The 24,596-nt window shown below is 65.4% G+C and carries 22 protein-coding genes and 1 pseudogene; 10 read left to right on the forward strand and 13 right to left on the reverse strand.

Going from position 1 to position 24,596, the window contains the following annotated elements; translation table 11 throughout:
- Positions 1-141: 141 nt before the first annotated feature.
- Entirely contained in the window at positions 142-1,374 is a 1,233-nt protein-coding gene (locus tag AB3X96_RS20140; protein ID WP_368591046.1) for an NAD(P)/FAD-dependent oxidoreductase, read from the reverse strand.
- A 252-nt stretch (positions 1,375-1,626) separates the two neighbouring features.
- Here AB3X96_RS20140 and AB3X96_RS20145 point away from each other — a divergent pair, with 252 nt between their 5' ends.
- From AB3X96_RS20145 to AB3X96_RS20160, 4 genes are read left to right on the forward strand one after another with little or no spacing between them, the layout of a single operon-like run.
- A complete protein-coding gene (locus AB3X96_RS20145; protein ID WP_368591047.1) occupies positions 1,627-2,391 on the forward strand; it encodes a DUF3348 domain-containing protein in 765 nt (254 codons plus the stop codon).
- Positions 2,392-2,401: 10 nt separating this feature from the next.
- Positions 2,402-5,020: a DUF802 domain-containing protein gene (locus AB3X96_RS20150; protein WP_368591048.1), complete on the forward strand. Its 2,619-nt coding sequence runs from the start codon at positions 2,402-2,404 to the stop codon at positions 5,018-5,020.
- Complete coding sequence (locus AB3X96_RS20155) at positions 5,017-5,670, forward strand: OmpA family protein (protein WP_176106590.1); 654 nt, start codon at positions 5,017-5,019, stop codon at positions 5,668-5,670. Before AB3X96_RS20150 ends, AB3X96_RS20155 begins: the two co-directional genes overlap by 4 nt.
- Positions 5,663-6,304, forward strand: a complete 642-nt coding sequence (locus AB3X96_RS20160) for a DUF2894 domain-containing protein (protein WP_368591049.1) — start codon at positions 5,663-5,665, stop codon at positions 6,302-6,304. Before AB3X96_RS20155 ends, AB3X96_RS20160 begins: the two co-directional genes overlap by 8 nt.
- A 58-nt stretch (positions 6,305-6,362) precedes the next feature.
- On the opposite strand, the gene AB3X96_RS20165 is transcribed toward AB3X96_RS20160, so the two are convergent.
- Positions 6,363-7,115 (reverse strand): TerC family protein, encoded by a 753-nt coding sequence (locus AB3X96_RS20165; RefSeq protein ID WP_176365998.1) that lies wholly within the window; start codon positions 7,113-7,115, stop codon positions 6,363-6,365.
- Between the two features lie 120 nt (positions 7,116-7,235).
- Here AB3X96_RS20165 and AB3X96_RS20170 point away from each other — a divergent pair, with 120 nt between their 5' ends.
- Positions 7,236-8,117 (forward strand): LysR family transcriptional regulator, encoded by an 882-nt coding sequence (locus AB3X96_RS20170; RefSeq protein WP_368591050.1) that lies wholly within the window; start codon positions 7,236-7,238, stop codon positions 8,115-8,117.
- A gap of 48 nt (positions 8,118-8,165) precedes the next feature.
- On the opposite strand, the gene AB3X96_RS20175 is transcribed toward AB3X96_RS20170, so the two are convergent.
- Positions 8,166-9,326, reverse strand: a complete 1,161-nt coding sequence (locus AB3X96_RS20175; protein WP_368591051.1) for a porin — start codon at positions 9,324-9,326, stop codon at positions 8,166-8,168.
- A 465-nt stretch (positions 9,327-9,791) separates the two neighbouring features.
- Here AB3X96_RS20175 and AB3X96_RS20180 point away from each other — a divergent pair, with 465 nt between their 5' ends.
- Positions 9,792-10,466, forward strand: a complete 675-nt coding sequence (locus AB3X96_RS20180; RefSeq protein WP_176106585.1) for an HAD family hydrolase — start codon at positions 9,792-9,794, stop codon at positions 10,464-10,466.
- 12 nt (positions 10,467-10,478) lie between these two features.
- Here the strand turns inward: AB3X96_RS20180 and AB3X96_RS20185 are convergent, their stop codons facing one another.
- Positions 10,479-11,348, reverse strand: coding sequence for a hypothetical protein (locus tag AB3X96_RS20185; RefSeq protein WP_368591052.1), 870 nt, complete (start codon positions 11,346-11,348; stop codon positions 10,479-10,481).
- 619 nt (positions 11,349-11,967) lie between these two features.
- On the opposite strand from AB3X96_RS20185, the gene AB3X96_RS20190 reads away from it, so the two are divergent.
- A complete protein-coding gene (locus tag AB3X96_RS20190) occupies positions 11,968-12,930 on the forward strand; it encodes a response regulator (protein ID WP_368591053.1) in 963 nt (320 codons plus the stop codon).
- Positions 12,931-12,971: 41 nt separating this feature from the next.
- Here AB3X96_RS20190 and AB3X96_RS20195 read toward each other — a convergent pair whose 3' ends face one another.
- Positions 12,972-13,964, reverse strand: a complete 993-nt coding sequence (locus AB3X96_RS20195) for an alpha/beta hydrolase (protein ID WP_368591054.1) — start codon at positions 13,962-13,964, stop codon at positions 12,972-12,974.
- On the reverse strand, positions 13,957-14,493 hold the full coding sequence (locus AB3X96_RS20200; protein WP_368591055.1) for a thioesterase family protein: 537 nt from the start codon (positions 14,491-14,493) through the stop codon (positions 13,957-13,959). The genes AB3X96_RS20195 and AB3X96_RS20200 overlap by 8 nt, the downstream gene beginning before the upstream one ends.
- A gap of 237 nt (positions 14,494-14,730) precedes the next feature.
- On the opposite strand from AB3X96_RS20200, the gene AB3X96_RS20205 reads away from it, so the two are divergent.
- Positions 14,731-15,042 (forward strand): hypothetical protein, encoded by a 312-nt coding sequence (locus AB3X96_RS20205; protein ID WP_368591056.1) that lies wholly within the window; start codon positions 14,731-14,733, stop codon positions 15,040-15,042.
- A 235-nt stretch (positions 15,043-15,277) separates the two neighbouring features.
- On the opposite strand, the gene AB3X96_RS20210 is transcribed toward AB3X96_RS20205, so the two are convergent.
- From AB3X96_RS20210 to phnC, 7 genes are all read right to left on the reverse strand, one after another.
- Entirely contained in the window at positions 15,278-16,858 is a 1,581-nt protein-coding gene (locus tag AB3X96_RS20210; RefSeq protein ID WP_368591057.1) for a TolC family protein, read from the reverse strand.
- Between the two features lie 7 nt (positions 16,859-16,865).
- The gene (locus AB3X96_RS20215; RefSeq protein WP_368591071.1) at positions 16,866-18,875 is read right to left on the reverse strand and encodes an FUSC family protein; all 2,010 of its coding nucleotides are present in this window, start codon (positions 18,873-18,875) and stop codon (positions 16,866-16,868) included.
- A gap of 1 nt (position 18,876) precedes the next feature.
- Positions 18,877-19,926, reverse strand: coding sequence for a multidrug transporter subunit MdtN (gene mdtN, locus AB3X96_RS20220; RefSeq protein ID WP_368591058.1), 1,050 nt, complete (start codon positions 19,924-19,926; stop codon positions 18,877-18,879).
- Complete coding sequence (locus tag AB3X96_RS20225) at positions 19,923-20,201, reverse strand: hypothetical protein (protein WP_176110461.1); 279 nt, start codon at positions 20,199-20,201, stop codon at positions 19,923-19,925. The genes mdtN and AB3X96_RS20225 overlap by 4 nt, the downstream gene beginning before the upstream one ends.
- Before the next feature lie 337 nt (positions 20,202-20,538).
- On the reverse strand, positions 20,539-21,378 hold the full coding sequence (gene phnE / locus AB3X96_RS20230) for a phosphonate ABC transporter, permease protein PhnE (protein WP_368591059.1): 840 nt from the start codon (positions 21,376-21,378) through the stop codon (positions 20,539-20,541).
- Positions 21,375-22,352, reverse strand: coding sequence for a phosphonate ABC transporter substrate-binding protein (phnD, locus tag AB3X96_RS20235; protein ID WP_368591060.1), 978 nt, complete (start codon positions 22,350-22,352; stop codon positions 21,375-21,377). Before phnD ends, phnE begins: the two co-directional genes overlap by 4 nt.
- A gap of 59 nt (positions 22,353-22,411) precedes the next feature.
- A complete protein-coding gene (phnC, locus tag AB3X96_RS20240) occupies positions 22,412-23,329 on the reverse strand; it encodes a phosphonate ABC transporter ATP-binding protein (RefSeq protein WP_368591061.1) in 918 nt (305 codons plus the stop codon).
- A gap of 521 nt (positions 23,330-23,850) precedes the next feature.
- On the opposite strand from phnC, the gene AB3X96_RS20245 reads away from it, so the two are divergent.
- Both AB3X96_RS20245 and AB3X96_RS20250 read left to right on the forward strand, forming a co-directional pair.
- Positions 23,851-24,315 (forward strand): hypothetical protein, encoded by a 465-nt coding sequence (locus AB3X96_RS20245; protein ID WP_368591062.1) that lies wholly within the window; start codon positions 23,851-23,853, stop codon positions 24,313-24,315.
- Positions 24,316-24,515: 200 nt separating this feature from the next.
- A pseudogene (locus tag AB3X96_RS20250) lies at positions 24,516-24,596 on the forward strand (IS5/IS1182 family transposase); the annotation flags it as partial.

The raw sequence follows: 24,596 nt of genomic DNA on the forward strand, positions 1-24,596 counted from the left end.
AGAACCGCTGTCCTCGCCCGAGTTGCGAAAGAGGGCAAGAACCGGTCGTTCAAGAGGCCCATTGCGGGCACTCTTGTCCGGCGTTTCTTTCATGCAGGTAACAAAATCAGGCGCTCTATCGAGCCGCCTCGGACCATCCGGCTAAAACCGCTCGACGCGAAACGGCCGCGGATCGACCAGCGTCTGCTCGCCGGTCATCATCTCGGCGATCAGCCGCCCCGTCACCGGTCCGAGCGTCAGACCATGATGCGCATGGCCAAACGCGAACCACAGCCCCTGATGTTTCGTCGCGGGCCCGATGATCGGCATCATGTCCGGCGTGCACGGGCGCCGTCCCATCCACGGTTCCGGGTCCAGACGTTCGCCGAGCGGAAACAGCGTGCGCGCGATGGGTTCGGCCGCATCGAGCTGCACCGGCGTCTTGGCCGCTTCGGGGCGCGCGATTTCGACGCCCGTGGTCAATCGGATGCCGCGCGCCATCGGTGCGAGCACATAGCCGTGGTCGACGTCGAGAATCGGATGGTTGAGGTGCGCGGTTCGACGCGCTGCGTAGTGCATGTGATAGCCACGCTTGACCGCGAGCGGCAGCCGATACCCGAGCCGCGTGCTCGCGCGATCCGACCACGGCCCGAGCGCGATCACCGCCGCTGCGGCCGAGATCGGCCCGTCCCGCGTATCGACCTGCCAGCCTTCGCGCAGCGTATCGGCATCGCCGATGAAGAACCGGCCGCCGAGCGCTTCGAAGTACCGCGCGTACGCGGTGACGAGCGCGTTCGGATCGCTGACCGAATCGGATTGCGGATAGCGCAGCCCGCCTTGCAGGCGCTTGTCGAGATCGGGTTCGAGCTGTTGCAGGCGCGGGGCGTCGAGCGTTTCGAACTCGACGCCGTATTCGCGATGCCACCGTTCGGCAAGCGTGATTTCGGCGTCGCGCGCGGCGGTGTGGCGAAACACCTTGATCCAGCCGATGGGCCGCAGCAGCGCGCTCGCACCGGCGTCCGCGGCGAGCGCGCGATGTTCGCTGACGCAATGCTCGATCAACGTCGCGTACGACTTCGCGATTTCCGCGTGCTTCGCCGGATGTGAGTTGCGCCAGTAGCGCCATAGAAACGGTGCAACCTGGAGCATTGCGTCGGCGTGATAGCGCACGTCGGGCGACTGGTTGCGCGCGTAGCGCAGCAGCGTGCCGAGCCCGCGCGGAAACGCGTACGGATAGACGCCTTCGCGCTGGATCAGCCCGGCGTTGCCGAACGACGTCTCGTTGCCCGGCTGCTTACGGTCGATCAGTGCAACCGCGCGCCCGCGCTTCTGCAGATGCACGGCGACGCATACCCCGACAATGCCGGCGCCGAGCACCACGGTATCGAATTTCATGCTGCCTGTCCGCCTTGCGTGTGTTCTGTGTGTTGTCGACGCTCCGCAGTGTTCAGTGCGAGGCGATGCGCCAGCTTTCATCTTATACAGGGATAGGCTCGCTTCGCTATTGGCAAAAAACCGCGCCCGGGAAAACGCGCGAATGCCAGGTTCGATCGGGCAAAACCGGGTCTTTCGACGCACGATCGAGTAAGCGACTTCGGACTCGTTGGCGCCAGCGTGTAAACTGCTGACTTTTTTGCGTCCGGTGGTATGTTGCAAGCCCCTCAGCGCAGCGCCCTCAGCGGGCCCGCGCTCGTTCGCTTACTGGCCCGTCTCGCCGAGGTCGACGTCGCCGAATCGCGCCAATCGCTGGCGGATCGGCTGAGCCAGTGGCTCGGCTGGACCGACGCTATTGCGTTGTCATCGGCGCTCGACGGCAAGCCGCCGGCCGTCGCTGGTGGCGCGCGCGCGTTCGGTCGTGCGGAAGAGGAAGAGTGCACGCGTGTGCGCCGCTCGCTAGTGAGCGCAATCGCCAGCGATAGCGTGCTCGCGGGCTCACGGCGGCGTGGCTCATCGTCCTTGTCTGCCCGGATGTCGGCACCGCGCGTGGCCGTCGACACGCAGACCGACTATGCGGTCTTCAGGCAGCGCTATCTGGCGCTTCAGCAGTCGATGGAAACTGCGATCGGCACGTTACGCGGGCGGCTGCGCGCGCTGCTGGCGACGCAAGCGCCGGCGCTTGCGCGGCTCGCGGTCGTCGATGCGGTGATGGAGCGTGCGCTCGGCGAGCGCGAGCGGACTTTGCTCGGCGCGGTGCCCGGCCTGCTCGGCGGGCACTTCGAGCGCTTGAAAGAGGGGGAGGCCCGGAGGGTCGCGGAGGCGGAAGCGACCGACGCCAGCAACGCTGCCGCGCCGCTCGCGTCCGACGCATGGCTCGACGCCTTCCGCAAGGACATGCAAAGCGTTTTGCTGGCTGAGCTGGACGTTCGTTTTCAACCGGTCGAAGGGCTGCTCGCGGCTCTTCGCGCCTGCTAACTGGGACCCCATGTCCAGATATCGTATCGATCTCGTTGTATTTCTCGCGGGGCTGGCCGCGGCGTGCTGGATCGCCGTCGGTTACGCCGTCTCCAATGCGCTCGCGTTCGCCGTCACGCTGCTGATCGGCGTCTTCTATGTGCTGGGCGCGCTCGAATTGCGCCGCTATAGTCAGGAGACCACTACGCTGACGGGCGCGCTTGCTGCGCTGTCCGGACCACCGCCGAGCCTTGCCGCGTTTCTCGAACCCGTCCATCCGAGTCTGCGCAATAGCGTGCGGCTGCGCGTCGAAGGCGAGCGCGTCGCGTTGCCGGGACCCGCGTTGACGCCGTATCTGGTCGGCCTGCTGGTGTTGCTCGGCATGCTCGGCACGCTGCTCGGCATGGTGATGACGCTGCGCGGCACCGGCCTCGCGCTGGAGAGCGCAAGCGACCTGCAGGCGATCCGCGCATCGCTGGCGGCGCCGGTCAAGGGGCTGAGCTTTGCGTTCGGCACCTCGATCGCGGGTGTCGCGACGTCGGCGATGCTCGGGCTGCTGTCGGCGCTATGCCGCCGCGAGCGGCTCGAAGCGGCGCAACAGCTCGACGTGAAGATCGCGACGACTTTGCGCGTGTACTCGCAGAGCCATCAGCGCGACGAAAGCTTCCGGCTGCTGCAACGCCAAGCCGAAGCGACGCCGCTGCTGGTCGAACGTCTGCAGACGATGATGAGCGCGCTCGAACAGCAAAGCGCCGCGTCGAACGAGCGGCAGATCGCGAGGCTCGACGCGTTTTACGGCCGCACCGAAGCGGCTTATCTGCGTCTGGCCGGTGTGATCGAGCAGTCGCTGAAAGACAGCATGGCCGGCAGCGCGCAGGCTGCGGGCCGAGCCCTGCAGCCGGTCGTCGAAGCGACGATGGCCGGCCTTTCGCGCGAAACCGCCGCGTTGCACGACGCGGTTACCCAGGCCGTGCAGCGCCAGCTCGACGGCATGTCGAGCGGTTTCGCGGCGACCAGCGCGAACCTCGCCGAGATTTGCAGCAGCGCGCTCGCCGGACATCGGCAGGCGAGCGACGAGTTGGCCGCGCAACAGCGCGCTTCGGTCGAACGCGTTGCCGAAGCGTTCGAACAGCGTTCGGCCGCGTTGCTCGACGGCGTGTCCGCGCGGCTCGAAGCGACGGCCAGCGGCATCTCGCAGGCGTGGGGCGACGCGTTGGCAAAGCAGCAAAGCGCGGGCGACAAGCTCGCCGCCAACAACGAACAGGCGTTGGCGCGCGCCGCCGCGACGTTCGAACAGCATGCCGCGGCGTTGCTGAGTGCTGTCGGTAGCTCGCATACGAACTTGCAGACGGAGCTGACTGCGCGCGACGAGCAGCGTTTGAGCGCATGGGCGGAGGCGCTCGACGCGATGGGCGCGAAGCTCGGCGAGCAATGGCGGCAGACGGGTGCGCAGGCCGCCAGCCATCAGCAGCAAATCTGCGACGCGCTTGCACAGACGGCGCGCGAAATTTCTGCGCAGACGCAAACGCATGCCAGCGCGACGATCGCCGAAATCGATCGACTGGTGCAAGCAGCGGCTGAAGCACCGAAGGCCGCAGCAAATCTGCAAGCCGAACTCGCCGCGCGCGACGAACAGCGCTTCGCCGCGTGGACCGAAGCGCTCGGTGCGATGACGGCGAAACTCAACGAGCAATGGCAGCGAACGGGTTCGCAAGCTGCAAGCCATCAGCAGCAAATCTGCGACGCGCTCGCGCAGACGGCACGCGATATCTCCGCGCAGACGCAAACGCATGCGAGCGCGACGATCGCCGAAATCGATCGACTGGTGCAGGCCGCGGCCGAAGCACCGAAGGCCGCAGCAAACCTGCAAGCCGAACTCGCCGCGCGCGACGAACAGCGCTTCGCCGCATGGACCGAAGCGCTCGGTGCGATGACCGCAAAGCTCAGCGAACAATGGCAGCAAACGGGTTCGCAAACGGCGACCCGTCAGCAGCAGATCTGCGACGCACTCGCGCAAACCGCGCGCGATATCTCCGCGCAGACGCAAACCCACGCCAGCGCGACGATCGCCGAGATCGAACGCCTCGTGCAGGCGGCATCGGAAGCGCCGAAGGCCGCCGCTGAAGTCGTCGCGGAGTTGCGCCAGAAGCTCTCCGACAGCATGGTCCGCGACACCGCGATGCTGGAAGAGCGCAGCCGTCTGCTCGCCACGCTGGAAACTCTGCTGGACGCGGTCAATCACGCGTCGACCGAACAGCGCAGCGCCGTCGATGCCTTGGTCTCGACGTCGGCGGATCTGCTCGAACGCGTCGGCAATCGCTTCACCGAGCACCTCGAGCACGAGACCGGCAAGCTCGGCACGGTCGCCGCGCAGGTCACCGGCAGCGCGGTCGAAGTCGCGAGTCTCGGCGAAGCGTTCGGCGCGGCCGTCGGCATGTTCGGCGAAGCGAACGACAAGCTCGTCGCGCATCTCGAACGCATCGAAGCGGCGCTCGACAAATCGCTTGCCCGTAGCGACGAACAGCTCGCCTACTACGTCGCACAGGCGCGCGATGTGGTCGATCTCAGCGTGATGTCGCAGAAGCAGATCGTCGAAGACCTGCAGTTGCTGGCCGCGCAGCGCGCGACCGCCGGAGCCGACGCGGTATGAGCGAGGACATCGACGGCGGCGTGGAAACGGCCGCGCCGGTCTGGGCCTCGTTCGGCGATCTGATGTCGGTGCTGGTCGGCGCGTTCGTGCTGATTCTGGTGAGCGTGATCGGCATGCAGCTCGTGCTATCGAACAAGCTCGAGCAGGAGGTCAAGCAGCGCCAGGCCGAAACGCAGCGGCGCAAGACGCTCGAGCAGGCGCTCGCGGGACCGCTCGCGGCGGGGCGCGTGACGCTCGTCAATGGCCGCATCGGCATTAGCGGCAACGTGCTGTTCGCGCTGAACTCCGCGCAGCTGCAGCCCGAGGGCCGCGCGCTGCTGAAGAGCCTCGCCGGTCCGCTGTCCGCGTATCTGCGCGCGAGCGATCAGATCCTGATGGTCAGCGGCTTCACCGACGATCAACGCCTGCGCGAAGGCAATCGACGCTTCGCCGATAACTGGGAGCTGTCGGCGCAACGCGCGTTGACGGTCACGCGCACGCTGATCGACGAGGGCGTGCCGGCGTCGTCGGTGTTTGCGGCGGCGTTCGGCGCCGAGCAGCCGGTCAGTTCGAATGCCGACGAATCCGGCCGCGCGAAAAACCGGCGCGTCGAAATCGCGCCGGTGCCGCGGCCGTCGAGCGCGGCGACGGCGGAGAAGTCCGGTGCTTGACGACGCAATCGACGCAATCGACGCGGCTCGCGCGACGCTCGATGCATGGCGCGCGAGCGGTGCGGATGGGCTCGATCCGCTGCGCTTTCATCTGCTCGACGCGCTTGCGCGGCGCGCGGCGCGGCACAGCGGCGAGACGCGACGAGTGCTCGAGCAACGGTTGGCAGCATTACTGGCCGAATATACGGCCGAGGTCGAGCGTGCGGCCGCGGTCGGGAGCGCGTTGCAAGCCACTCCCGTTGAAGCCGACGCGGCCAGCGACGCCACGCTCGCAGCGCTGATCGAACGGCTTGCCCGCCACCACGCGCGGGCCGACGCTCCGCACGCCGCCGCCTATCCCGAACTCCCCGCGCTCGACTACTTCCGCGAAGTCTGGTCGAAAGTCCGCACCGAAAAGCAGTTGCGCCAGTCGCTCGCGCAGGTGCCCGGCAACGCGGGGCCGCTCAATTCGAGCAACCTCGTGCATCGTGCGCTGTCGTTGATGCGCGAGCTGTCGCCGGGGTATCTGAAGCAGTTTCTGTCGTATGTCGATACGCTGTCGTGGCTCGAGCAGATGAACGGCGGCGCACCGGTCGAGAAGGAAGCGCCGCGCGCCGCGACGACCGCCAAGGGCGCTCGCAGGAAGGCGCGCTAACGCGCCAACGGCGGCTGGAAGCTGCTTGCGCCAAGCCGCCGGGCATTTCATCACGGCATTACTCCTCGTTGCTTGCCAGACGTTTCGTCTTCGCGCGCCGCGCGAGCATGTTCATCCCCTCGACGAACGCGGAGAACGCCATCGCCGCGTAGATATAGGCCTTCGGCACGTGCGAGCCGAAACCATCGGCGATCAGCGTCATGCCGATCACGAGCAGGAAGCTCAGCGCCAGCATCACGATGGTGGGATTGCGATCAATGAAACGCGCGAGCGGCTGCGCCGCGAACAGCATCACCATGATCGATACGATCACCGCGACGAACATGATCGGCAGGTGCTCGGTCATGCCGACCGCGGTGATGATACTGTCGACCGAAAACACGATGTCGAGCAGGATGATCTGACCGATCGCGGCGGCCACGGTCAGCTGTACGGTCGAGTTCGATTTCGCGGTGACTTCGTCATCGGGGATCATGTGCTGACGGATCTCGGTGGTCGCTTTCCACACGAGGAACAGGCCGCCAGCGACGAGGATCAGATCGCGCCACGAAAAACCATGATCGAACAGCGTGAACGCGACCGCGGTCAGCTTCGCGATCCAAGCGACGGTGCTGAGCAGAATCAGCCGCATCACCAGCGCGAGCAGCAGCCCGGTGCGCTGAGTGCGTGCGCGTTGCGCTTCTGGCAAGCGGTTGCTGAGGATCGAAATGAAGATCAGGTTATCGATGCCGAGCACGATTTCCATCACGATCAGCGTAACCAGTGCGGCCCAGGCGGCGGGATCGGCAACGAGTGCAAACAGGGAGTCCATGAGGTGGGGCAAGCGAGTGCGCCGCGAGCGGCGGAACCGCCATCATCGGCCTGTTCACGGTTCGAATGAACCAGTGCTAATCTGAACGACATTTCGGTTTTTTCGAAGTATCGGACCCGCATGCTCAACTATCGTCACCTGTACTACTTCTGGATCGTCGTGAAGGAGGGCGGCTTCGCGCGCGCGGCCGCGAGACTCGACATGGCCGTGCAGACGATCAGCGCGCAGGTTCGCGAACTCGAGAAAGCGCTCGGGCGCCAGCTATTGAAGCCCGCCGGGCGCGGCGTCGCGATGACCGAAGCCGGTGAGCAGGCGTTCAATCGCGCGGAGCAGATATTTCAGCTGGGCGAGGCGTTGCTCGGCGAGATGCGCGAGACGAGCGGCGCGGAGTCGGTGCGGCTCGCGGTCGGTTTGTCGGATGGGATTTCGAAGCTCGCCGCGCATGCGTTGCTCGCGCCGGTGCTAGCCACGCCGTCGCTAAGGCTGCTGTGTCACGAGGGGGAGCCCGCACAACTGTTGTCGGAGCTCGCGCTGCATCGGCTCGACCTGGTGCTCGCCTGTCAGCCGGCGCCGCACGGCGCGGACCTGCGCGTGCTGAGCCAGCGCGTCGCGGGCTCGCCGGTCGACTGGTACGGGCCCGCGCAGATCGTGCGCAAGCCGGCGCGCAACGGCTTTCCGCACTGTCTCGCGGACCTGCCCGTGCTGCTGCCGACCCGCCACGGCGCACTGCGCGCGCGGCTCGACCGCTGGTTCGAGGCGCAGGGAATCAGGCCGCGCGTCGTCGGCGAATTCGAGGACAGCGCGTTGATGGCGGTGTTCGCGGCGCGCGGGCTCGGCGTGTTTCCACTGGCGGAGCTCGGCGCCGACGATCTCACGTTATTGCGGGGCTTGCGCTGGCTCGGCCGCGCGGACGGCGTAATCGAGGAGATTCACGCGATCCGCTCGCGACGCGGCCAGCATCATGCTCTCGCGTCGCAGGTGATCGCGGCGGCGCAGCCGTGAGGGCATCTCACCGTCGCGGCGCGCCACGCGCCACGCGCCACGCGCGCATCAGAACGCGTGGCGCATGCCCACCGTGACCGCGACCTGTGAATTCGTCGACGACGGCGACAGCGTGTTGATCATCGCGTGCGACAAGACCGAATCGGCCGGTGCGCCGTGCGCGTTCTGGTACACGCCTTCCAGGTACAAGTCGGTGCGCTTGCTGAGCGCGTAGTCGGTCTGCAGCATCGCGCTGTTCCATGCCGGCGACGAGCCGTTATACGCGCCGTGCGTGAAGGTGTACGCGCCCGATACGCTCCACGCCGGGCTCAGCGCGTACTTCGCGTTGGCCTCGTAGTTGTCGAGGCGCAGCGAGCCGCTGAGCGTGCCGGTGGCGTCGCCGGCCGCGCCGAGATAGCCGCCGGTGCCGAACGAGAACACGCCCGCGACGTCGTCGATCTGTGTGTGGCTCCAGACGAGACCGACGCTCGCCGGTCCGAACGTGTAGTTGCCGCCGAGCGACCACACGCGCTGGCGCCTGGCGATGAAGTTCGCGCTGGTGTCGGCGGTAGTCACGGCGCCGGCGCCGTTGCCCGCGTTGTTGAACTGCAGGTAGCCGGCCGCCAGGTTCAGCGGGCCCCTCGCGTACGCAAGGCCGAAGCCGTAGGAGCGGTTGTTCGCGAAGCCGCCGGCCTTGTTGCTGAACGAGTACATCGTCCCGAACGTGAGACCGTGGTACAGCGGGCTCGCGTACTTGACCGAGTTGTTGATTACGACCGAGTTCGCGGCGAGGTTGTCGTTTTCGAACGGATGCCCGGCGAGGCTACCGCCCCACGTGTTGTAGCCAGCCGTCAGCGGGCCGACGGCGTCGTTCATTACGTCGAACTGGCGGCCGAACGTCAGCGTGCCGTACGAATCGCTTTGCAGGCCGAGCCACGCCTGCGAGCCGAACCCGCTGCCGGCGAACGCCTGCGCGCCGTTGTTCATCATGAAGCCCTGCTCGAGCTTGAAAACTGCACGCAGGCCCGCGCCGAGGTCTTCCGAACCCTTCAGGCCGAATACCGTGTTCTGCGTGGTGCCGCTCGCGAGCTGCCAGTTGCTGTGGCCGAGCTGGTTGTTCGTATAGACGATGCCGGCGTCCATCAGGCCGTACAGCGTCACGCTGCTTTGGGCGTGCGCCGATATCGTGAAGGCGCCGCACAGCGCGGCGGCGAGCAGGGTCTTTTTCATCGCGGGTTCCTTGATTGACTAACGCGTTTTTTTGGACTGATTGGGCTCGTTGCGCGATTCGCTGGATGTCGTAGCGTCGGTTATTTCCTCGCTTTTTATTCCGGACAGCAGTGAGCCGATGGCTGGGTAACCCGGTATGGAGTGATTTAGCGAATCAGCCACAAGCACGCGGCGTGCTCGGGCCTGACGCGGGGCGCGGAAATCGCGCTCGGGTCGTCCAGCGGAGAAATAAAGCGGGGATTTTTTCGAAAAAGGGTGACGGCGCAAACAACGAAGGGGCGAAGCTTACCGTGTTCGGGTGTGCGCCGGGCGAGGGCACGGCCAAATCGGGGGAAATACGCGCGAAGCTGTGGTAATTCGCGCAAATCGGTTAGATACCGGAACGTGCTGAAAGGCGGCGGCCCGCCCTGGCCGCTTCATCGACACATGGCATAGTGACTGAACCCATCATCACCGGAGGCCGGCATGCGTATCCAGACATCCTTTCTTTTCGACCTCGACGGCACGCTCGTCGACAGCGTCTATCAGCACGTGCTGGCGTGGAAAGAGGCGCTCGACAGCGAGGGTATCCCGCTGTCCGTCTGGCGTATCCATCGCAAGATCGGCATGAGCGGTGGGCTGTTCACGGACCAGCTGCTGCGTGAGACCCACGGCGAGATCAGCGTCGAACGCGCCGAACGGCTGCGGCATGCGCATGCGGCCGCCTATCAGCGGATGCGCGCCCAGGTCTGCCCGCTGCCGGGCGCGCGCGAATTGCTCGCCGCGCTGACGCAAGCCGGCACGCCGTGGGCCGTCGCGACGAGCGGGCGGATGGAAACCGCGTCGCTGAATCTGGCGGCGCTCGGCGTCGATCCGGCCAAAGCAGTCGTCGTCACGCGCGACGACGTCAAATACGCGAAGCCCGATCCCGACCTGTTCCTCGCCGCGGCCGAGCGGCTCGGCGTGCCGATCGAGCACACGGTCGTGGTGGGCGACAGCATCTGGGACATGCTCGCCGCGCGCCGCTGCCGCTCGCTCGGCGTCGGCGTACTGTCGGGTGGCTACGGCACCGAGGAACTGGAGCGCGCGGGCGCGTTGCGCGTCTACGACGATCCGGCCGATCTGCTCGCGCATCTCGACGAGGTGGCGTCGCGGCCGTGAGCCCGGCGTCGCTCAGGGTTTGTTGAGGATCGGCGGCTCAGCCGGGGGCTGAGTGGGTTGAGTGGGTCCCTGAGTGGGTCCCACTTTCGACGATTCGCGCACGAGCTTATCGGTCATCGCCGACGCGACCGGATTCGTGCTGCCGCGGCCGACACCCGGGCCAGGTCCGGGGCCATTGTCAGACGGCATCGGCACGGTGACGCCAGACGGCATCGGCAGCGACGGGTCGGGTTTCGCCGATTCCTTGACCAGCTGATCCGTCAGCATCGCGGCGACGGGGTTCGCGCCGTTCGGGTGCGTGTCGTCGCGCCGGCGGCCTTGGGTCGCCTGATCGATGCGCGGCCCGTACTGTGGCCTCGATTGGGCTCTTTGCTGTGCGTACGACTGCGGTTTCGAGCGCTCGCGCGCGACCGCGGCCGGATTGCCCGCAGCCGGCGCTGCGTTGTCGATGCGGCCGCTGGCGGTCTGGCCGGCATCGGGCGTGACGCTCGGCGCGGGGGAGGCCGCTGTTGCGGGGAGGGACTGTGCGGGAGCGAGTGCCGGAGCTTGCGCCTGAGCTGGGGGCGGTGCCGGAGCGAGTGCCTGAGCCTGAGCGGGAGCGGGTGGTGCCGGAGCAGCCGACTCCGTCCGCGGGGGCGCCGATTGCGGCGCGATCGGGGCGTTGTTCGCGATGTCCGCCCGCGGGGCGGGCGGGCTCACCGGTTGCGTCGGCCTCATGCTGCCGCCAATGGCACGCGCCGCGTCCGTCTGCGGTTGCGATTCCACCGTGCCGGTGACGCTGCGAGTCACCGAGCCGGTCACGGCCGGCACCTGATCGTCCCTGGGGTACAGCAGATAACCGGCGACGCCCGCATCGATCACGAGCAGCCCAACTATCATCATCTTCCCGGTATTCGTCATATCTAAGCAACAACCATTAAGCAACTGCGATTGACTGATGATAAACGACCATTTCGCCAGCGACGCTTCTCGTCGGCATATTGCGACGCGTCATGATGGTAGATGTCTGATCGGACCTGGCACCGGAACGGCGCACGCCTGCCGCGATAGGCCTTGGCCGGCACGAGCGAAGCGGGCATTTTTTGCGTGTGGCGCGGTTTTCTTTTCGTTCGATCGGTCGCGCCGCATTTGCGCGATCGGCGCCTGCAGGAAAGCGATTTAAGTTGTGCCGCCAATGCCCGGAGCCTGTACTATACGAACCATTGCAGACGACCGGCTGCCACAGTTCGATTATCCGGCGTGTAAATGTGACTTGCAGCGACTGGCTCGCAGTGCACATGCCGGCAGGCCCGCCAGACTGGGCATCCGAGACGCGCGAACAGCGTCGATAGTGGCGACGGCAGGCGGTGACCGGAAGTAGCGACAAGAACCCATTGATCATGCGGACCCGCGGGCGAGACATTGCCCGGCATACCTTGGGCAGTCGCTTTGCGAAACGCCAGATGACCAACCGACCGGTCGGTCTGGCGCGTTCGCGGCGGCGTGGGAAACACGTGAAGATATGAACAACTTTATTCGACCTCCCGTTTTTTATCCGTCCACAGTGGTTTTCGTCGACGACAACGACAGCTACCTCGACGCGCTTCGCCGGTTTTTTCCGGGCACCTACACGAACCTGTTCTTCACGCGGCCGCAAGCGGCCCTCAACTATATCCGCCAGCACGCGCGCGAGAATTCGCTCGAATTCGCGGCGGCGTCGGCGTGTCTGAGCGAGCCAGGTGTCGAGCGCTTCGTCGAGACCTCGGCTGAACGCGACATCGTCGCGCGGCCGTCGCGCTTCGAGGAAGTGGCGGCGGTCGTCGTCGACTACGACATGCCGGGCATCGGCGGCGTCGACTTCCTTTCGTCGATCTCGCATCTGCGTTGCGGGAAGGTGTTGCTCACCGGCGTCGCCGATGAAACCGTCGCGGTGAAAGCGTTCAACGCCGGCATCGTCGATCTGTACTTGCGCAAGACCGATGCGGATTCGGCCAATCGCCTCACCCATTTCCTGAAGGACGCAAAGAGCCGCCATTGCGGGGAGTCGGGCTGGCTCGCGCTCGGTGAAAACGGCATGACCTACTGCGATCCGCGCACCCGCAAGGTGATCGACGAAGTGGTGGCCGCGCAGGGCATCGTCGAGTATTACTGGCGGCCCGAGCAGAACGTGATCCTGATGTTCGACGCCGCGGGCAACCCGAGCGTATTCGTCGCGTGGGCCGAGAACGACTGGATCTCGCAGGGCGAAATCGTCGCCGATGAGGGTGGCCCGTCCGACCTGCTGCGCCAGCTCGCCACGCGCGAGGTGATGCCGCTGTTCTGGCCGGACCTCGCGTATCGTTCCGGCATGAAGTTCCGATCGCTGACGCCGCAAAGCATTCCCGGCTGGGACGACGCGTTCTTCGGCTGGACCCGCATCGAGCCGGGCGAGGTCGGCCTCGATCTCGTCACGTTCGCGCGGTGGCGCGCTGAGCGCAATCGCTGACCCGTGGTAGCGCGCCGGGCGCGGTGCTTCGTGTCGCCGCGCTAATGGCCTGCGTGTTCGCGGAGAAAATCGCATACGGCCCTGTGCATGGCCTGCACGCCGGGGCTCGTTTCGAGCGCGCGCCAGCATCCATGCACGAGCCCCGTGCCGATCAGCAGCCGGGCATCTCCACCAGCCTCGCGAATCCGCTCGACGAACACGCGCGCGTCGTCGCGTAGCGGGTCGTGCTCGGCGCCGATGGCCAGCGTCGGCGGCAGTCCGTCGAAGCGGCTTGCGGTGAGCGGGATCGTCCATGCGGGCCCGGGCGTGCGATCGCCTTTCTCTTCGTCTCTTCCTCCGCTGTTTCCCCCGCTTGTCCCCCAGTACGCGTTGCGAAACTTATGCACGTCCGCGAGCGTCAGCATCGGCGCATTGGCCTCGGTGTCGCGCGCGGGTAATTGCGGCTCGGTGCCGAGCATCGGATAAACCAGCGCGATGCCGCGCACTCCGCTTACGCCGTCGTCGCGCAAGCGCAGCGCGACGCTTGCCGCGAGCGTGCCGCCGGCGCTATCGCCGGCGAGTTGCAATCCGGCGTGGTCAGGCAGATCGAATGGCAGGCGGTCGTTCAACGCGGCACGCGTGATATCGAGGCAGTCGTCGTGCGCGGCCGGCGCGCGATGCTCAGGCGCGAGCCGGTAGTCGACCGCGATCACGTCGAGGCCGGTGTCCGCGGCGAGGCGCGCGGTCACCATCTGATGACTGTTCAGCGAGCCGAGCACGAATCCGCCGCCATGAAAATACAGCACCGTGCCGCGGATCGTGCCGTGTTCGCTTGCCTTCGCTTGATGCCGGTAGAGCCGAAGCGGGATCGCATGGCCCGCGTCGGTGCGAAAGCTTGCGTCCTGTGTAGTGAGTTCGCTGGGCAGCGGCGGCGTCAGCGTGGCAGCGTAGCGGTCGTACAGTTCGCGCTGCTCGCGCGTCGTCATCGCCGCGTGATGCGACGGATAGAGCGCACTGGCTCGTTCGATAAACGCGGCGATTTCCGGCTCAAGCATGGTCACTCCGTTCGGGTAGTGCTTCCCGTTGCGTTGCGCAGGGCAATGCGATCACATGTCCCGCGAAATGCGCCGGCGGCAATGCCGCATGGGCTTGCGCGAGTTCATGAACGCGCGCCTTGACGTCCGGATCGAAAGCGACGCCGCGCGGTCCGCTGGTATCGACGTGCAGCAGCATCTGCTCGCCAGCGGCGACGGGGCCGTTGCGTTGGCTTTGCGTCGCGTCCAGCGCAAACATTTCGAAGTACACATGCATACGTTTCGCGTCGTATCCGAGCACGCGCATGTCGACACGCACCGGCGTGCCTTGTTTGATTTCATGCAGATAGTTGAGATGCGCTTCGAGCGTGTAGATCGATCGGTGCCGCTCTTTACGCACCGCATCGGGCAGGCCGATCAGATCGATCAGCTCGTCGGTCGCGAGACTGAAGATCAGCAGGTAGAACGCGTCGCGCATGTGGCCGTTGTAGTCGACCCATTCGGCGCGCACGCTGTCGCGGTAAGACGGCAGGGCAACGGGATGCGACATGAGCGTCTATCTCCTCGATCGAATGCGATGGCTGTGGCGCGTCGTTTGGCGTTATCAGTGTAGTTCATCGCGTTGACGCCGCGCCGGAACGTGGTGACTTCGAATTGTGGTCGCTATGGCAACAGTGAATTCATGGTTCAGGGCTTACTACGCGGCCTGACCGGCTCCTAAACTGGTTTTGCTGCCGCGCGAGGCTCCGCGGCAATCGGATGAAGCCATCTCTGGAGGTTGGAAATCATGAAGTCCATCAGGTCGCTGATCGAAGCAGGGGTTATCGCCGCTCTGATTGCCGCGCCAATCGCGGCGTTTGCGCAGTCGAATCAGGCCAATCAGCCGCTCTCGCGCGCGCAGGTGCACGATCCGTCCAACGCGAGTCCGATGGACTATCCGGCCAATATCCAGGCGGGCGAAGCAAAGGTCGCGGGACAAAACCAGGCTGCGCAGAACAGTGGCTACGGTGCGCCGTCGAATGGTTCGTCGCAGCGCGGCGGCCGGACCGATTTCGCGCCGACTTCTTATTCCGTGCCGGTGGTGAATTACACGCGTTGACTACACATCGGGAAATGCCCGACTTCGCGACCGTCGCTCAGCGTGACTTCGGCGATCGCACCGACCCGCGATATGCATGAATCAGTGCGGAGAACAGCACCGGCAGGACGACAAACGGTTCTATCGACAGCGGGATCGACGAAGAGGGCAAGGAAAGACCGCAGGGCAGTCGGAAGCCCGTGATCATTCCAGCAGATGCACGGCGGCAGGAAGGGGACGACGCAGCAGCGCCGCGTCAGTTGACAGGCGCGTCCAGCGGCGAGTCCGGGCCCGCACCGGCCGGAGCATCGATCGAACCCGTCGCGAGCGCAAGCGCCGCCGCCGCCGACAGCGCGCCGCTATAGCTGTCCGCGTAGGCATTCTTCGCGGCCAGCAACTGGTTCTGCGCGAGCAGCGCATCGGTGATCGAACCTACGCCGTGGCGATAGGCGTCGAACGCGGCGTCGTAGGTCGTTTGCGCGGCGGTGAGCAGTTCCTTCGCGGCGGTGTGCGCGCTCAGGCTCGTTTGCAGCGCGTTCTGCGCGCCGACGACCTGCCGCACTGCCTCTTCGCGACTGTGCGCGAGACGGGTCGATGCGCTGTCGGCGTCGTTGCGTGCCTGTGCGAGCACGGCCGAGCGGAAGCCACCGTCATACAGCGGAATCGACACGCCGACCACCACGGTGCCGCCATAACGGTTGCCGCTCAGATTGACGGTCGGCAATTGCTGGCCGATCCCTGGCACCGCCGAAATCGACGAACTGTTCGTGTTGTACGCCGCCGACGCCGACAGGAACACTTTCGGCTTGAAGTCGGACTCGGCCGCCTTGATCTTCGCAAGGTTCGCGCGTTCCGCCGCGTAGGCGCTCAGCACGTCCGGACGCCGCGCGATCGCCGTGGCCACGATCCGGTCGATCGGCTCGCTCATCGCCGGCGATAGTGTGTGGGTAGGCATGTCGGCGATCGCGGGTTTGGCGAGTGGAGAGATGCCCATCGCGGAGATTAATGCGAGGTAACCGTTGCTTTCGGCCCCCTCGGCTTGCACGAGGCCGAGTTTTGCCTGCGCGAAGTTCTGACGAGCCTGGGCCACTTCGATCACGGTGCCCACCCCACGCTGATAGCGCGATTGCGCGGCGGACAGAATCGCGTCGGCGTTCGCAACACTTTGCTTTGCGGTGCCGAGGCGAGCGCGGGCGCTCTGGTACGCGTAGAACGCGACGCTGACGTCGTAGATCACCTGCTGATGGATTGCGGTGAAGCCGATGTTGGCGACCACCGAGGCCTGCGATGCCGCCTCGACACGTGCGGCCCGCCCGCCGAAATCGAACAGCAGCCACTCCAGCGACAGCACCGAGGTCACGCCGTGCGTCTCGCCGCTGATCGACGCTTGACCGAGCTGCGACGTGTCCGAACTTTTGCCGCCTGTGTAGTGAGCCATCGCCGCGACCGACAATTGCGGCAGATAAGCACTCTTCGCGATGCCGGCCGCGAGCGCCACGTTGCGTGCATCGTTCCACGCGATGCGGGTCAACGGATTGGCCGACTCCGCGATGTCGATCAACTCGGGCAGTTCGTACGCGTGCGAAGGATCGAGCGCGGGTGGCGGCGGCACGGCGGCGAGCGCCGGATTGGCGGGCAGCTGATAGCGGGGCGTGGTCGACGCCGACGGCGCACCCGGCGCGTGTGCGCCCGGCACGATGGCGCCGGCTGCATCGGTCTGTGGCTGCCACGGCGTCGCGGAGCTGTCGGGCGCCATGTCGAGCGATGAAGTCGCGCACCCGCTCAAGCCTGCCGCGACGAATATCGCCAGCGCGATGGGCGGGTCGAGTCGACGCATGATTCGACTACTCCTTTGCCGCGTCGGCCGACGCCGCGCGTTCGAATTCGTCAAGGCGTGCGTCGCCGAGACTTTGCAGCGCGGCGCTTGGCGGGTCGGTGACGTCAGGCGCCGGCCGTTGCGTCGTGGTCGTTGCATCGACGCGGGGCGGTTGCCCATGCGCGACGGCCGCGAGCCGTTGCAGCCAGCCTTCGATCGTCGCGGCGGCGGGCCGCCGTTCGACGAGCAGCAGCATCGGCGCTTCGAGCGCGGCGAGGCCGACCAATTCGCGGTGGTGCGCGGTGAGCCACTGTGGTCCGGGCCGCACCCACGACGGCTCGTAATGCATCAGCGCAACATCCTCGCGCAGCGCGCGGCCGCAGGCCAGCGCGGCCGCCACGTCGGCGCGTCGCGTGCCGGCGTACCCGGGCGCGGCAAGGCGTGCCCATTGCTCGCGCAGTGCGGCCAGCGCCTGTTCGACGCGCGCGGCGATGCTGACCGGCCACACCCGTGTGAACACCAGATAGACGACCACGTTGCCGATCAGGATGCCGATCGTGCGATCCCGCGCGATCGTCAGATCGAAGGCGGGCTCCGCGCCCTGGATCACGCAGAGGAAGAACGCGAACGCGATCTGAAAACCCGCATACGCAATGCGCGGCGAGCCGAACGCAACCCACGCCGACAAGCCCGCGCCGATGGCCACGACCGCCATCAACTCGCCGATCGAGGTCAGCGCGGGCATCAGAAACACGATCGCGGCGGTGCCCGCGAGCGCGCCGGCGATACAGCCGGCGATGCGCAGCGCCAGTTTCTCGACGGTCTCGGCGGTGCTGCCGAGTGACACGACGTAGACAGTGATGAAGCAGGTGTGGATGCCGGGCCAGTCGAGCTGCGAATACAGCAGATAGCAGAACATCGCCGCGACGGTGGTCTTCAGCGCGTAGCGGACGTGATCGAGATTCGTGAAAGCGTCGGCGGCGAAGAAGCCGGCGTGCGGCGCGGGCGGCGCCGGTTGCGAGGGCGCGTCGTGCGCGGCTTCGGATTCGACAGTGGGCTCGGCAAACCGCGTGATCGTGTCGTGCAGCGTGTCGGCTACCGCACGTGCGAGCGGAGTGAGCGGCGCCGACGAGGGCAACGTCAGTTCGATGTCGACCGGGTAGCCGCCAGCGTCGAGCATGCGCGCCATCTCCTCCAGCGTAGTCGCGATCGGTTCGACGAACGAAGCCGGCAGGCGCGCCGACGCTTCGCCGCACGCGAGGTCGACCGCGGCTAGCAGCATGACGCTCGACACCGCGGCACGTTGGAGCGCAACGACATCGGCTCGCAGCGACGTTCCTTCCAGAGCGGACATCTTCAGCCACGAGCCGATCTCCGCGTTGCCTTTGCGCAGCGCCGCGTCGAGCGCATCGCGCGTGGCGGCGGGTTCGCGCAGGCCACGCGCGGCGAGACGCAGACGTTCGGCCAGTTCGCGCGACGCGAGCCGACGCGGCGACGGCGCGCACACGAGACCGACTGCGACCGACATACCGGCCGGAATCGCGACGAACAGCCACGCATACAGCAGCGCACGAGTCGCCAGTTCGCCGACCGGCACGCGGCCCAGTTGGTCGAGCGCAAAGCCGACGATCATCGCGACGATGGCGCCCACCGGCCGTAGCTTGCTTGCCGACGTGACGAACAACAGACTCGCCGACAGCAAGGCTATGGCCGCGACGCGCAACGGCGGATAGTCGACCACGACGATGGCCACGGCCAGTACGAGGCCGATTACGATGCTGACGAGCACCAGAAGCGCCACGCCGGTCACGAAGCTGGTGGTACGGTCGGGCCGGGTCATGAAGAACACGATGTAGGCCGACAGTGCCGCTTCGGGTGTGCCGTACACGCTCGTGACCCATACCGTCAGCGCGCAGATCAGCGCGACGCGTGCCGCGGTCGCGGCGCGTCCGGGAAAAGGCGCAAGGAGTTTCAACAGGTCGGCGACGCCGGGCCGCAGCGGACGCTCGACGTAACCGGCGGCGGCCGCGCTGTCCATGTCAACGGCACGCCGCGCCATGCCTCACCTCGACGATCGCGCTCGCGCCGACGCGCACCAGTCGCTCGGCTGGTTCGTCGAGCAGCACGCGCACCGGGAAGCGCTGCGCGACCCGCACCCAGTTCACCGACGACTGCACCAGCGGCAGCGAGCGCGGCAGGTTGAGCCGATCCGTATCGGAGACCCCCGCGCTGATGCCGACGACCTTGCCGTGAATCGGCTGGCTGCGGTCGATCATCGAATACACGGTCGCGCAATCGCCAGGCGCGATCCGTGAGAGTGCGCCTTCGCGAAAGTTCGCGACAGCGAACCATTCGTCCGCGTGGACGAGGGTGAAGATCGACTGATTCGGTGCGACCGTTTCACCGGCCAGCACGAAAAGGCCGGTGACGTAGCCGTTGTGCGGCGCGCGCACCACCGTTTCATCGAGATTGTGCTGGGCGAGCGCGAGCGCGGCTTCGCGCGCGTGCACGGCGGCGATCGCATCGGCATCGTCGCCGATCGTCTGGGCGCTCGCCTGCTTCTGCTCGCGCGCCTGACTGAGCGACAGCCCGGCTTCGTGCTGCGCAACCTGCGCCTGATCGAGCTGCTGGGCCGGTACGTAGCCTTGCGCCGCCAGCGGCGTGAGGCGCTCCACGTTGCGCGTCGCGAGCGCGTAGGTGTGCGCCGCCTTGTTGGCTTGATCGCCGGCGACCGCCGCGTTGGTGCGCTCGCCCGTGATCGTCCTGCGACGAGTCTCGAGCGCTGCGCGCGCGAGCTCGAGATCGGCCCGCGCCTGCGCGACGATGAGGCGGTATGGCACGGGATCGATTTCGAACAGCAGGTCGCCTTGTGCGACCCGCTGGTTTTCCTGCACCGCGAGCCTGACGATGCGTCCGCCGACCGGCGTCGCGATATGCACGACGTCGGCGTCGATCGTCGCGTCGTCGGTGGAGGGGAAGCGCGTCGTGCGGTCGTAGGCGAAATACGCGGCCGCAAGGCCGATCAGGATAATCGCGCCCGCGATCAGGCGGCCTTTGAGCGGAGCCCTCGATTTGCCGGCCATTTTCATAGCAGGTGTCCTGTACCCGAAAGCCAGACGAGCACCGCGACCGTGAGTCCGATCGCGAGGCAGACGGAAAGCTGAAGGGGGACGATCGATGCCCAGCCGGTCGCAACGAACAGGCGATGGGCGAGCAGCGCCGCGAGCAGGCCTATTACGCCGCCGAGCAGCCAGATAGGGAAGTACGCGCCGAAGATCTCGAACGATGGCGCGCCGCGCAGCACGCACCCGGCCAGCAACAGGCTCGGGGCGGCGATGACCGCCAGACGCTGGGTGCCGCGCATAGCTACGTTTGTCATACCTTCCAAGGCCGAGCAGGGCATCGCCGCAGCGACACGATCGTCGCGCGTTGCGAGAATCGCAATATCTGAAGAGGACTTTACCAGTAGCCGACGGTCGATTGGATCGTCCGAGGTACTTTCTCGCCTCCATAAATACACCAGGAGCCCGGCGCGGAAAAGGGGACGAGGCGTTGCTGGCTGGCGGAAGACTTTCTAGGGAAGTGTGCTGTCGGCAAGTCGAAGGCAAATGTGAACCGGGGAGACAATGAAAAACGGGCAAAGCGCCGTACGCTTTGCCCGTTGTCTTTCAGAACTGAAGCGCGGTGCGCTCCAACGGTGTTCAGATCACCCGCTCACGCAACCACGCCGAGCCGAGGTCGATCACCGTCACGACGACGATCACCATGATCATCACGGCGGCCGTCTGCGCATAGTTGAACGAGCGGATTGCCTCGTACAGCACGACCCCGATGCCGCCCGCGCCGACCATGCCGACCACCATCGCCGAGCGCACATTCGACTCGAAGCGATACAGCGCGTACGAGATCCACAGCGGCAGCACTTGTGGCAGCACCGCATAGACGATTTCGTCGAGGCGCGTCGCGCCGGTGGCGCGCACGCCTTCGGCCGGGCGCGGATCGATTGCCTCGACCGCTTCGGCGAACAGCTTGGCGAGCACGCCCGTTGTATGCACCCACAGCGCGAGCACGCCGGCGAACGGCCCCAGGCCGACCGCGACGATGAACAGCATCGCGAAGACCATTTCATTGATCGCGCGGCACGCGTCCATCAGGCGGCGCACCGGTTGCAGTACCCATTGCGGCGCGAGATTGTGGGAGGACATCAGTCCAAAAGGCACCGCGCAGACGAGCGAAAGCGCGGTACCCCAGATCGCGACCGCCAGCGTCACGTACATCTCGTGCAAGTAGGTGCGCCACTCGGTGAAGTCGGGCGGAAAGAAGTCCGCCGCGAACTCGCCCATGTTGGCGGAGTCGCTGAGCAGATCGAGCGGACGCATGTCGGCGCCGTGCCACGCGCCGCCGAGCACCGCAAGCACCGCGATCCAACCGAGCAACGACCACCAGCTGCGCTTGCCGGCACGATCTTTCGATTGCGCCGCCTGCGCGGCGGCCGCTTCGCTCGCGCGCGCCGGCGACACGATCAGATCGGTCGTGTTCATTGCTTCGGCTGTGCGGCGCCGAGCGCGCTCAGCTTCGCGTCGAGCGCGGCCAATTGCGTCTTGCGGTCGCTATCGGACAGATGCGTATCGTTCTCGATCTTCTGCTTCTGCTGGAACAGCACGATCTGGCGGATCGGCAGCAGTTGCCGATCCGACGATGCCGAGAAGCCGCTGTAACCGGTGATGGCGGCCATCACCGCCTTTTCGTGCGGATCGGTCTTCGCGTAGTTCAGGAAGAATGTGCGCAGCTTGTCCTTCGTCGCTTGAGGCAGATCCTTGCGCCACACCAGCGGGTCCGACGGAATCAGCGGCGAGGTCCATAGCACGCGCACCTGCGCGTATTTGTCCGGATGCTGTTGCTTGAGCGTGTCCATCATCTCGCTGTTGTTGGTCGCGATGTCGATCTTGTTGTTGACGACGGCCAGAAGATTCGCCTCATGGCTCGACGGCAGCACGCTCTTGAACGACGTTTTGACCGGCGCGTTGTGCTTCGCGAACAGGTAGTAGCCCGGCACCAGCGTGCCCGAGGTCGAGTTCGGATCGCCGAAGCCGAGCGTGACGCTCTTCGTGTCCTTGAACACGTCGTCGAGCGTCTTGAAGCGGCTGTTCACATTGGTGATCAGCAGCGAGTAGTAGCCGCTTTGGCCGTCCGCGTGCTCGACTTTGGCAAATACTTCGCCATTCGAACGATCGACGGCTTCGATCGCCGACGCATTGCCGAAATAGCCGACCTGCACCTTGTTGAAGCGCATGCCTTCGATGATGCCCGCGTAGTCGGTCGCGAAGAATGCCTTCACGTCCAGGCCGGTCTGTTTCCTCATGTCATCGATCAGCGGTTCCCAGCGTTGTTTGAGCACCGCCGACGAATCGGTCGAGATGATGCCGAGGTTGATGTCCTCGGCGTGGGCCGCGGCGACACAGGTGAAAGCGGCAGCGCCGGCCGCGAGCGTGATCAGGGAGCGCAGGAGTTTCATCGGTTGAGGTCCGGTTGAGTGGATGGAGCGAATCAGGAGGTCGCGACGGCGTGCGCGCTTCAGTTCGACGGCGCGGCGTTCAGCGCGAACGCGTAGCGCGCGGCGGCGGGGCCGGTGTCAGGCCGCGCGGGCGCGGCGGGAGTGTCGGGGGCGTCGGGCACGTCGTGAGTGTCGTCGGCGTCGTGCGTCGCGTCGTCGAACAGTTCGCGCGCATCGTCGCCGTAGAGTTTCTTGAGCAGCGCCGGCGTTAGCGCATTGGAAGGGCCGTCGTAGACCACCTTGCCGCGACGCAGTGCGACCGTGCGCGGGCAGTACTGCATCGCGATGTCGACCTGGTGCAGCGACACCAGCACCGTGATCCGATGCTCGACGTTCAGCGCTTGCAGCATGTCCATCACGCGGCGCGACGACTCGGGATCGAGCGACGCGATCGGCTCGTCGGCGAGCACGATTTGCGCGCGCTGCAGCAGCGCCCGCGCGAGCGCGGCTCGTTGCTGCTGACCGCCCGACAGGTTCGCGGCCCGCTCGCGCGCATGCTCGCCGATGCCGACCTCGTGCAGCGCGGCCAGCGACAACGCGCGCTCCGCCCGCGGGAAGCGGCCGGAGAGACGCCGCCACCACGGCAGGCGTGCGAGCGCGCCGATCAGCACGTTGGTTTCGACCGACAGCCGGTTCACCAGATTGAACTGCTGGAACACGAAGCCGATGTCACGGCGAATGCTGCGCACTTCACGCACGATGCGGCCATTCTGCTGGATCGGCCGGCCGAGAATCTCGATCTGCGACGGCTGCGCGTCCGACGCCGTAAAGCCCGCGATATGCCGCAGCAACGTCGATTTTCCCGAGCCCGACGCGCCGATCAGCGCGACCATTTCACCGGGCGCGACGCGCAGATCGATTTCGTCGAGCGCTTTGCGGCCGTTGCCGAACGTTTTGCTCAAACGTTCGATTCGAATAGCTTCCCGGATCGCTTCCATCTGTATTCCCTCGATGCATCCGGACACTGCCGGCATGTGTGGGTCTCATTCTAGAAAGCGACTGTGACGGTTGAGTGAAGGCATCGCAACGTCTAGACGACTATATCTTTCTGTGTCGAATTTTCCCGCGGCGTCATGTGTCGTCGGGATGGCAGAACGAAGTCAGCTTGAAGTCGCTGATTTGAACGGAGAGTGACATACGGATGACATGATTTGCGTGCGGACGGGCGCGCTCGCTCGTGGTGACACTTGGGGAGGCAACCTTGCGTCGTTTGCCGTCGTCCTTAATGCTCCCGATACACAGCAGGAATATGCAATAGAAATCGAGATACCGGACACAGTCGTAAATAGTTGTCAAAACGCCCTTATCCCGATTTAAGGAGGTTGACGGCTAAGCATCTTGGATGGTTTATTCGCGGGTGTGCCTCAACCTGGACCATAGCGCGTGGGACACCGGTGCCATTGTTACGCATGGTCGAGGTCTGATGGTCTGAGATCGACAATTAACCTATGGAGGTCCAATGTACGAAAGAATGCGCTCCGCAAAGGAGATCATTGAAGAAATGAAGGCTGGCTTTTCGGATATGTTCGAGGGATCAGATGGCCGGGAATGTCTTGGTTGTCGTATTACATTCAAGATATACAAAGGATTTACTGATATGCCTCACGCAATGACGACGAACAAGAAAACCGGAGAGTGGATTTCGATTAATGCGATCAGGGCTCTCCCAACCGGTTACGACATGATGCGGGCTTTAGGGCAAGACGACGAATGCCGCTGTCGCAATCGATCTGCGGGCCCGTTCGATGAACAGTTCACGCTTCGCGATGTCAACGGATTGCCACTCGCCGACACGGATTACACGATCGAGTGGCGAGGTTTCCTAACGCGCGATGTCACTGATTCCATGGGACGTACGCAGCGGCACAAGACGAATGGCGCGCAAGCGTTGCGTATCTATCTTGGACACCGGGAGTCTGTCTAACAATTCTCACGCGAAAATAACTCATACAACGGAGCAAATGTGACTGACCCGCTACACGAATGCATAACCAATACTGATCCAAATTCAAACGTCACTGTATATTCTTCGCGCTTGTGTAAGCCGTGGAAATTTTCCGCGCAGGGAACCGGGTTTCTTAGAGGGTGTTAGGCACTTTATGTCGGACCTGGTATCCTGGCGGAATGAAAAATCGCAGGCCTTACCCAACGGATGTATCGGATGAAGAGTGGTACTTCGCCGCTCCGTACCTGACCCTGATGAAC

The sequence above is a fragment of the Paraburkholderia sp. BR13439 genome (assembly GCF_040948805.1).
GTDB lineage: Bacteria > Pseudomonadota > Gammaproteobacteria > Burkholderiales > Burkholderiaceae > Paraburkholderia > Paraburkholderia youngii.

Coding starts and splice junctions, on each gene's coding strand:
- AB3X96_RS20140 (WP_368591046.1), bottom strand. CDS start 1,374: ATGAAATTCGATACCGTGGTGCTCGGCGCCGGCATTGTCGGGGTATGC.
- AB3X96_RS20145 (WP_368591047.1), top strand. CDS start 1,627: ATGTTGCAAGCCCCTCAGCGCAGCGCCCTCAGCGGGCCCGCGCTCGTT.
- AB3X96_RS20150 (WP_368591048.1), top strand. CDS start 2,402: ATGTCCAGATATCGTATCGATCTCGTTGTATTTCTCGCGGGGCTGGCC.
- AB3X96_RS20155 (WP_176106590.1), top strand. CDS start 5,017: ATGAGCGAGGACATCGACGGCGGCGTGGAAACGGCCGCGCCGGTCTGG.
- AB3X96_RS20165 (WP_176365998.1), bottom strand. CDS start 7,115: ATGGACTCCCTGTTTGCACTCGTTGCCGATCCCGCCGCCTGGGCCGCA.
- AB3X96_RS20170 (WP_368591050.1), top strand. CDS start 7,236: ATGCTCAACTATCGTCACCTGTACTACTTCTGGATCGTCGTGAAGGAG.
- AB3X96_RS20175 (WP_368591051.1), bottom strand. CDS start 9,326: ATGAAAAAGACCCTGCTCGCCGCCGCGCTGTGCGGCGCCTTCACGATA.
- AB3X96_RS20180 (WP_176106585.1), top strand. CDS start 9,792: ATGCGTATCCAGACATCCTTTCTTTTCGACCTCGACGGCACGCTCGTC.
- AB3X96_RS20185 (WP_368591052.1), bottom strand. CDS start 11,348: ATGATGATAGTTGGGCTGCTCGTGATCGATGCGGGCGTCGCCGGTTAT.
- AB3X96_RS20190 (WP_368591053.1), top strand. CDS start 11,968: ATGAACAACTTTATTCGACCTCCCGTTTTTTATCCGTCCACAGTGGTT.
- AB3X96_RS20195 (WP_368591054.1), bottom strand. CDS start 13,964: ATGCTTGAGCCGGAAATCGCCGCGTTTATCGAACGAGCCAGTGCGCTC.
- AB3X96_RS20200 (WP_368591055.1), bottom strand. CDS start 14,493: ATGTCGCATCCCGTTGCCCTGCCGTCTTACCGCGACAGCGTGCGCGCC.
- AB3X96_RS20205 (WP_368591056.1), top strand. CDS start 14,731: ATGAAGTCCATCAGGTCGCTGATCGAAGCAGGGGTTATCGCCGCTCTG.
- AB3X96_RS20210 (WP_368591057.1), bottom strand. CDS start 16,858: ATGCGTCGACTCGACCCGCCCATCGCGCTGGCGATATTCGTCGCGGCA.
- AB3X96_RS20215 (WP_368591071.1), bottom strand. CDS start 18,875: ATGGACAGCGCGGCCGCCGCCGGTTACGTCGAGCGTCCGCTGCGGCCC.
- mdtN (WP_368591058.1), bottom strand. CDS start 19,926: ATGAAAATGGCCGGCAAATCGAGGGCTCCGCTCAAAGGCCGCCTGATC.
- AB3X96_RS20225 (WP_176110461.1), bottom strand. CDS start 20,201: ATGCGCGGCACCCAGCGTCTGGCGGTCATCGCCGCCCCGAGCCTGTTG.
- phnE (WP_368591059.1), bottom strand. CDS start 21,378: ATGAACACGACCGATCTGATCGTGTCGCCGGCGCGCGCGAGCGAAGCG.
- phnD (WP_368591060.1), bottom strand. CDS start 22,352: ATGAAACTCCTGCGCTCCCTGATCACGCTCGCGGCCGGCGCTGCCGCT.
- phnC (WP_368591061.1), bottom strand. CDS start 23,329: ATGGAAGCGATCCGGGAAGCTATTCGAATCGAACGTTTGAGCAAAACG.
- AB3X96_RS20245 (WP_368591062.1), top strand. CDS start 23,851: ATGTACGAAAGAATGCGCTCCGCAAAGGAGATCATTGAAGAAATGAAG.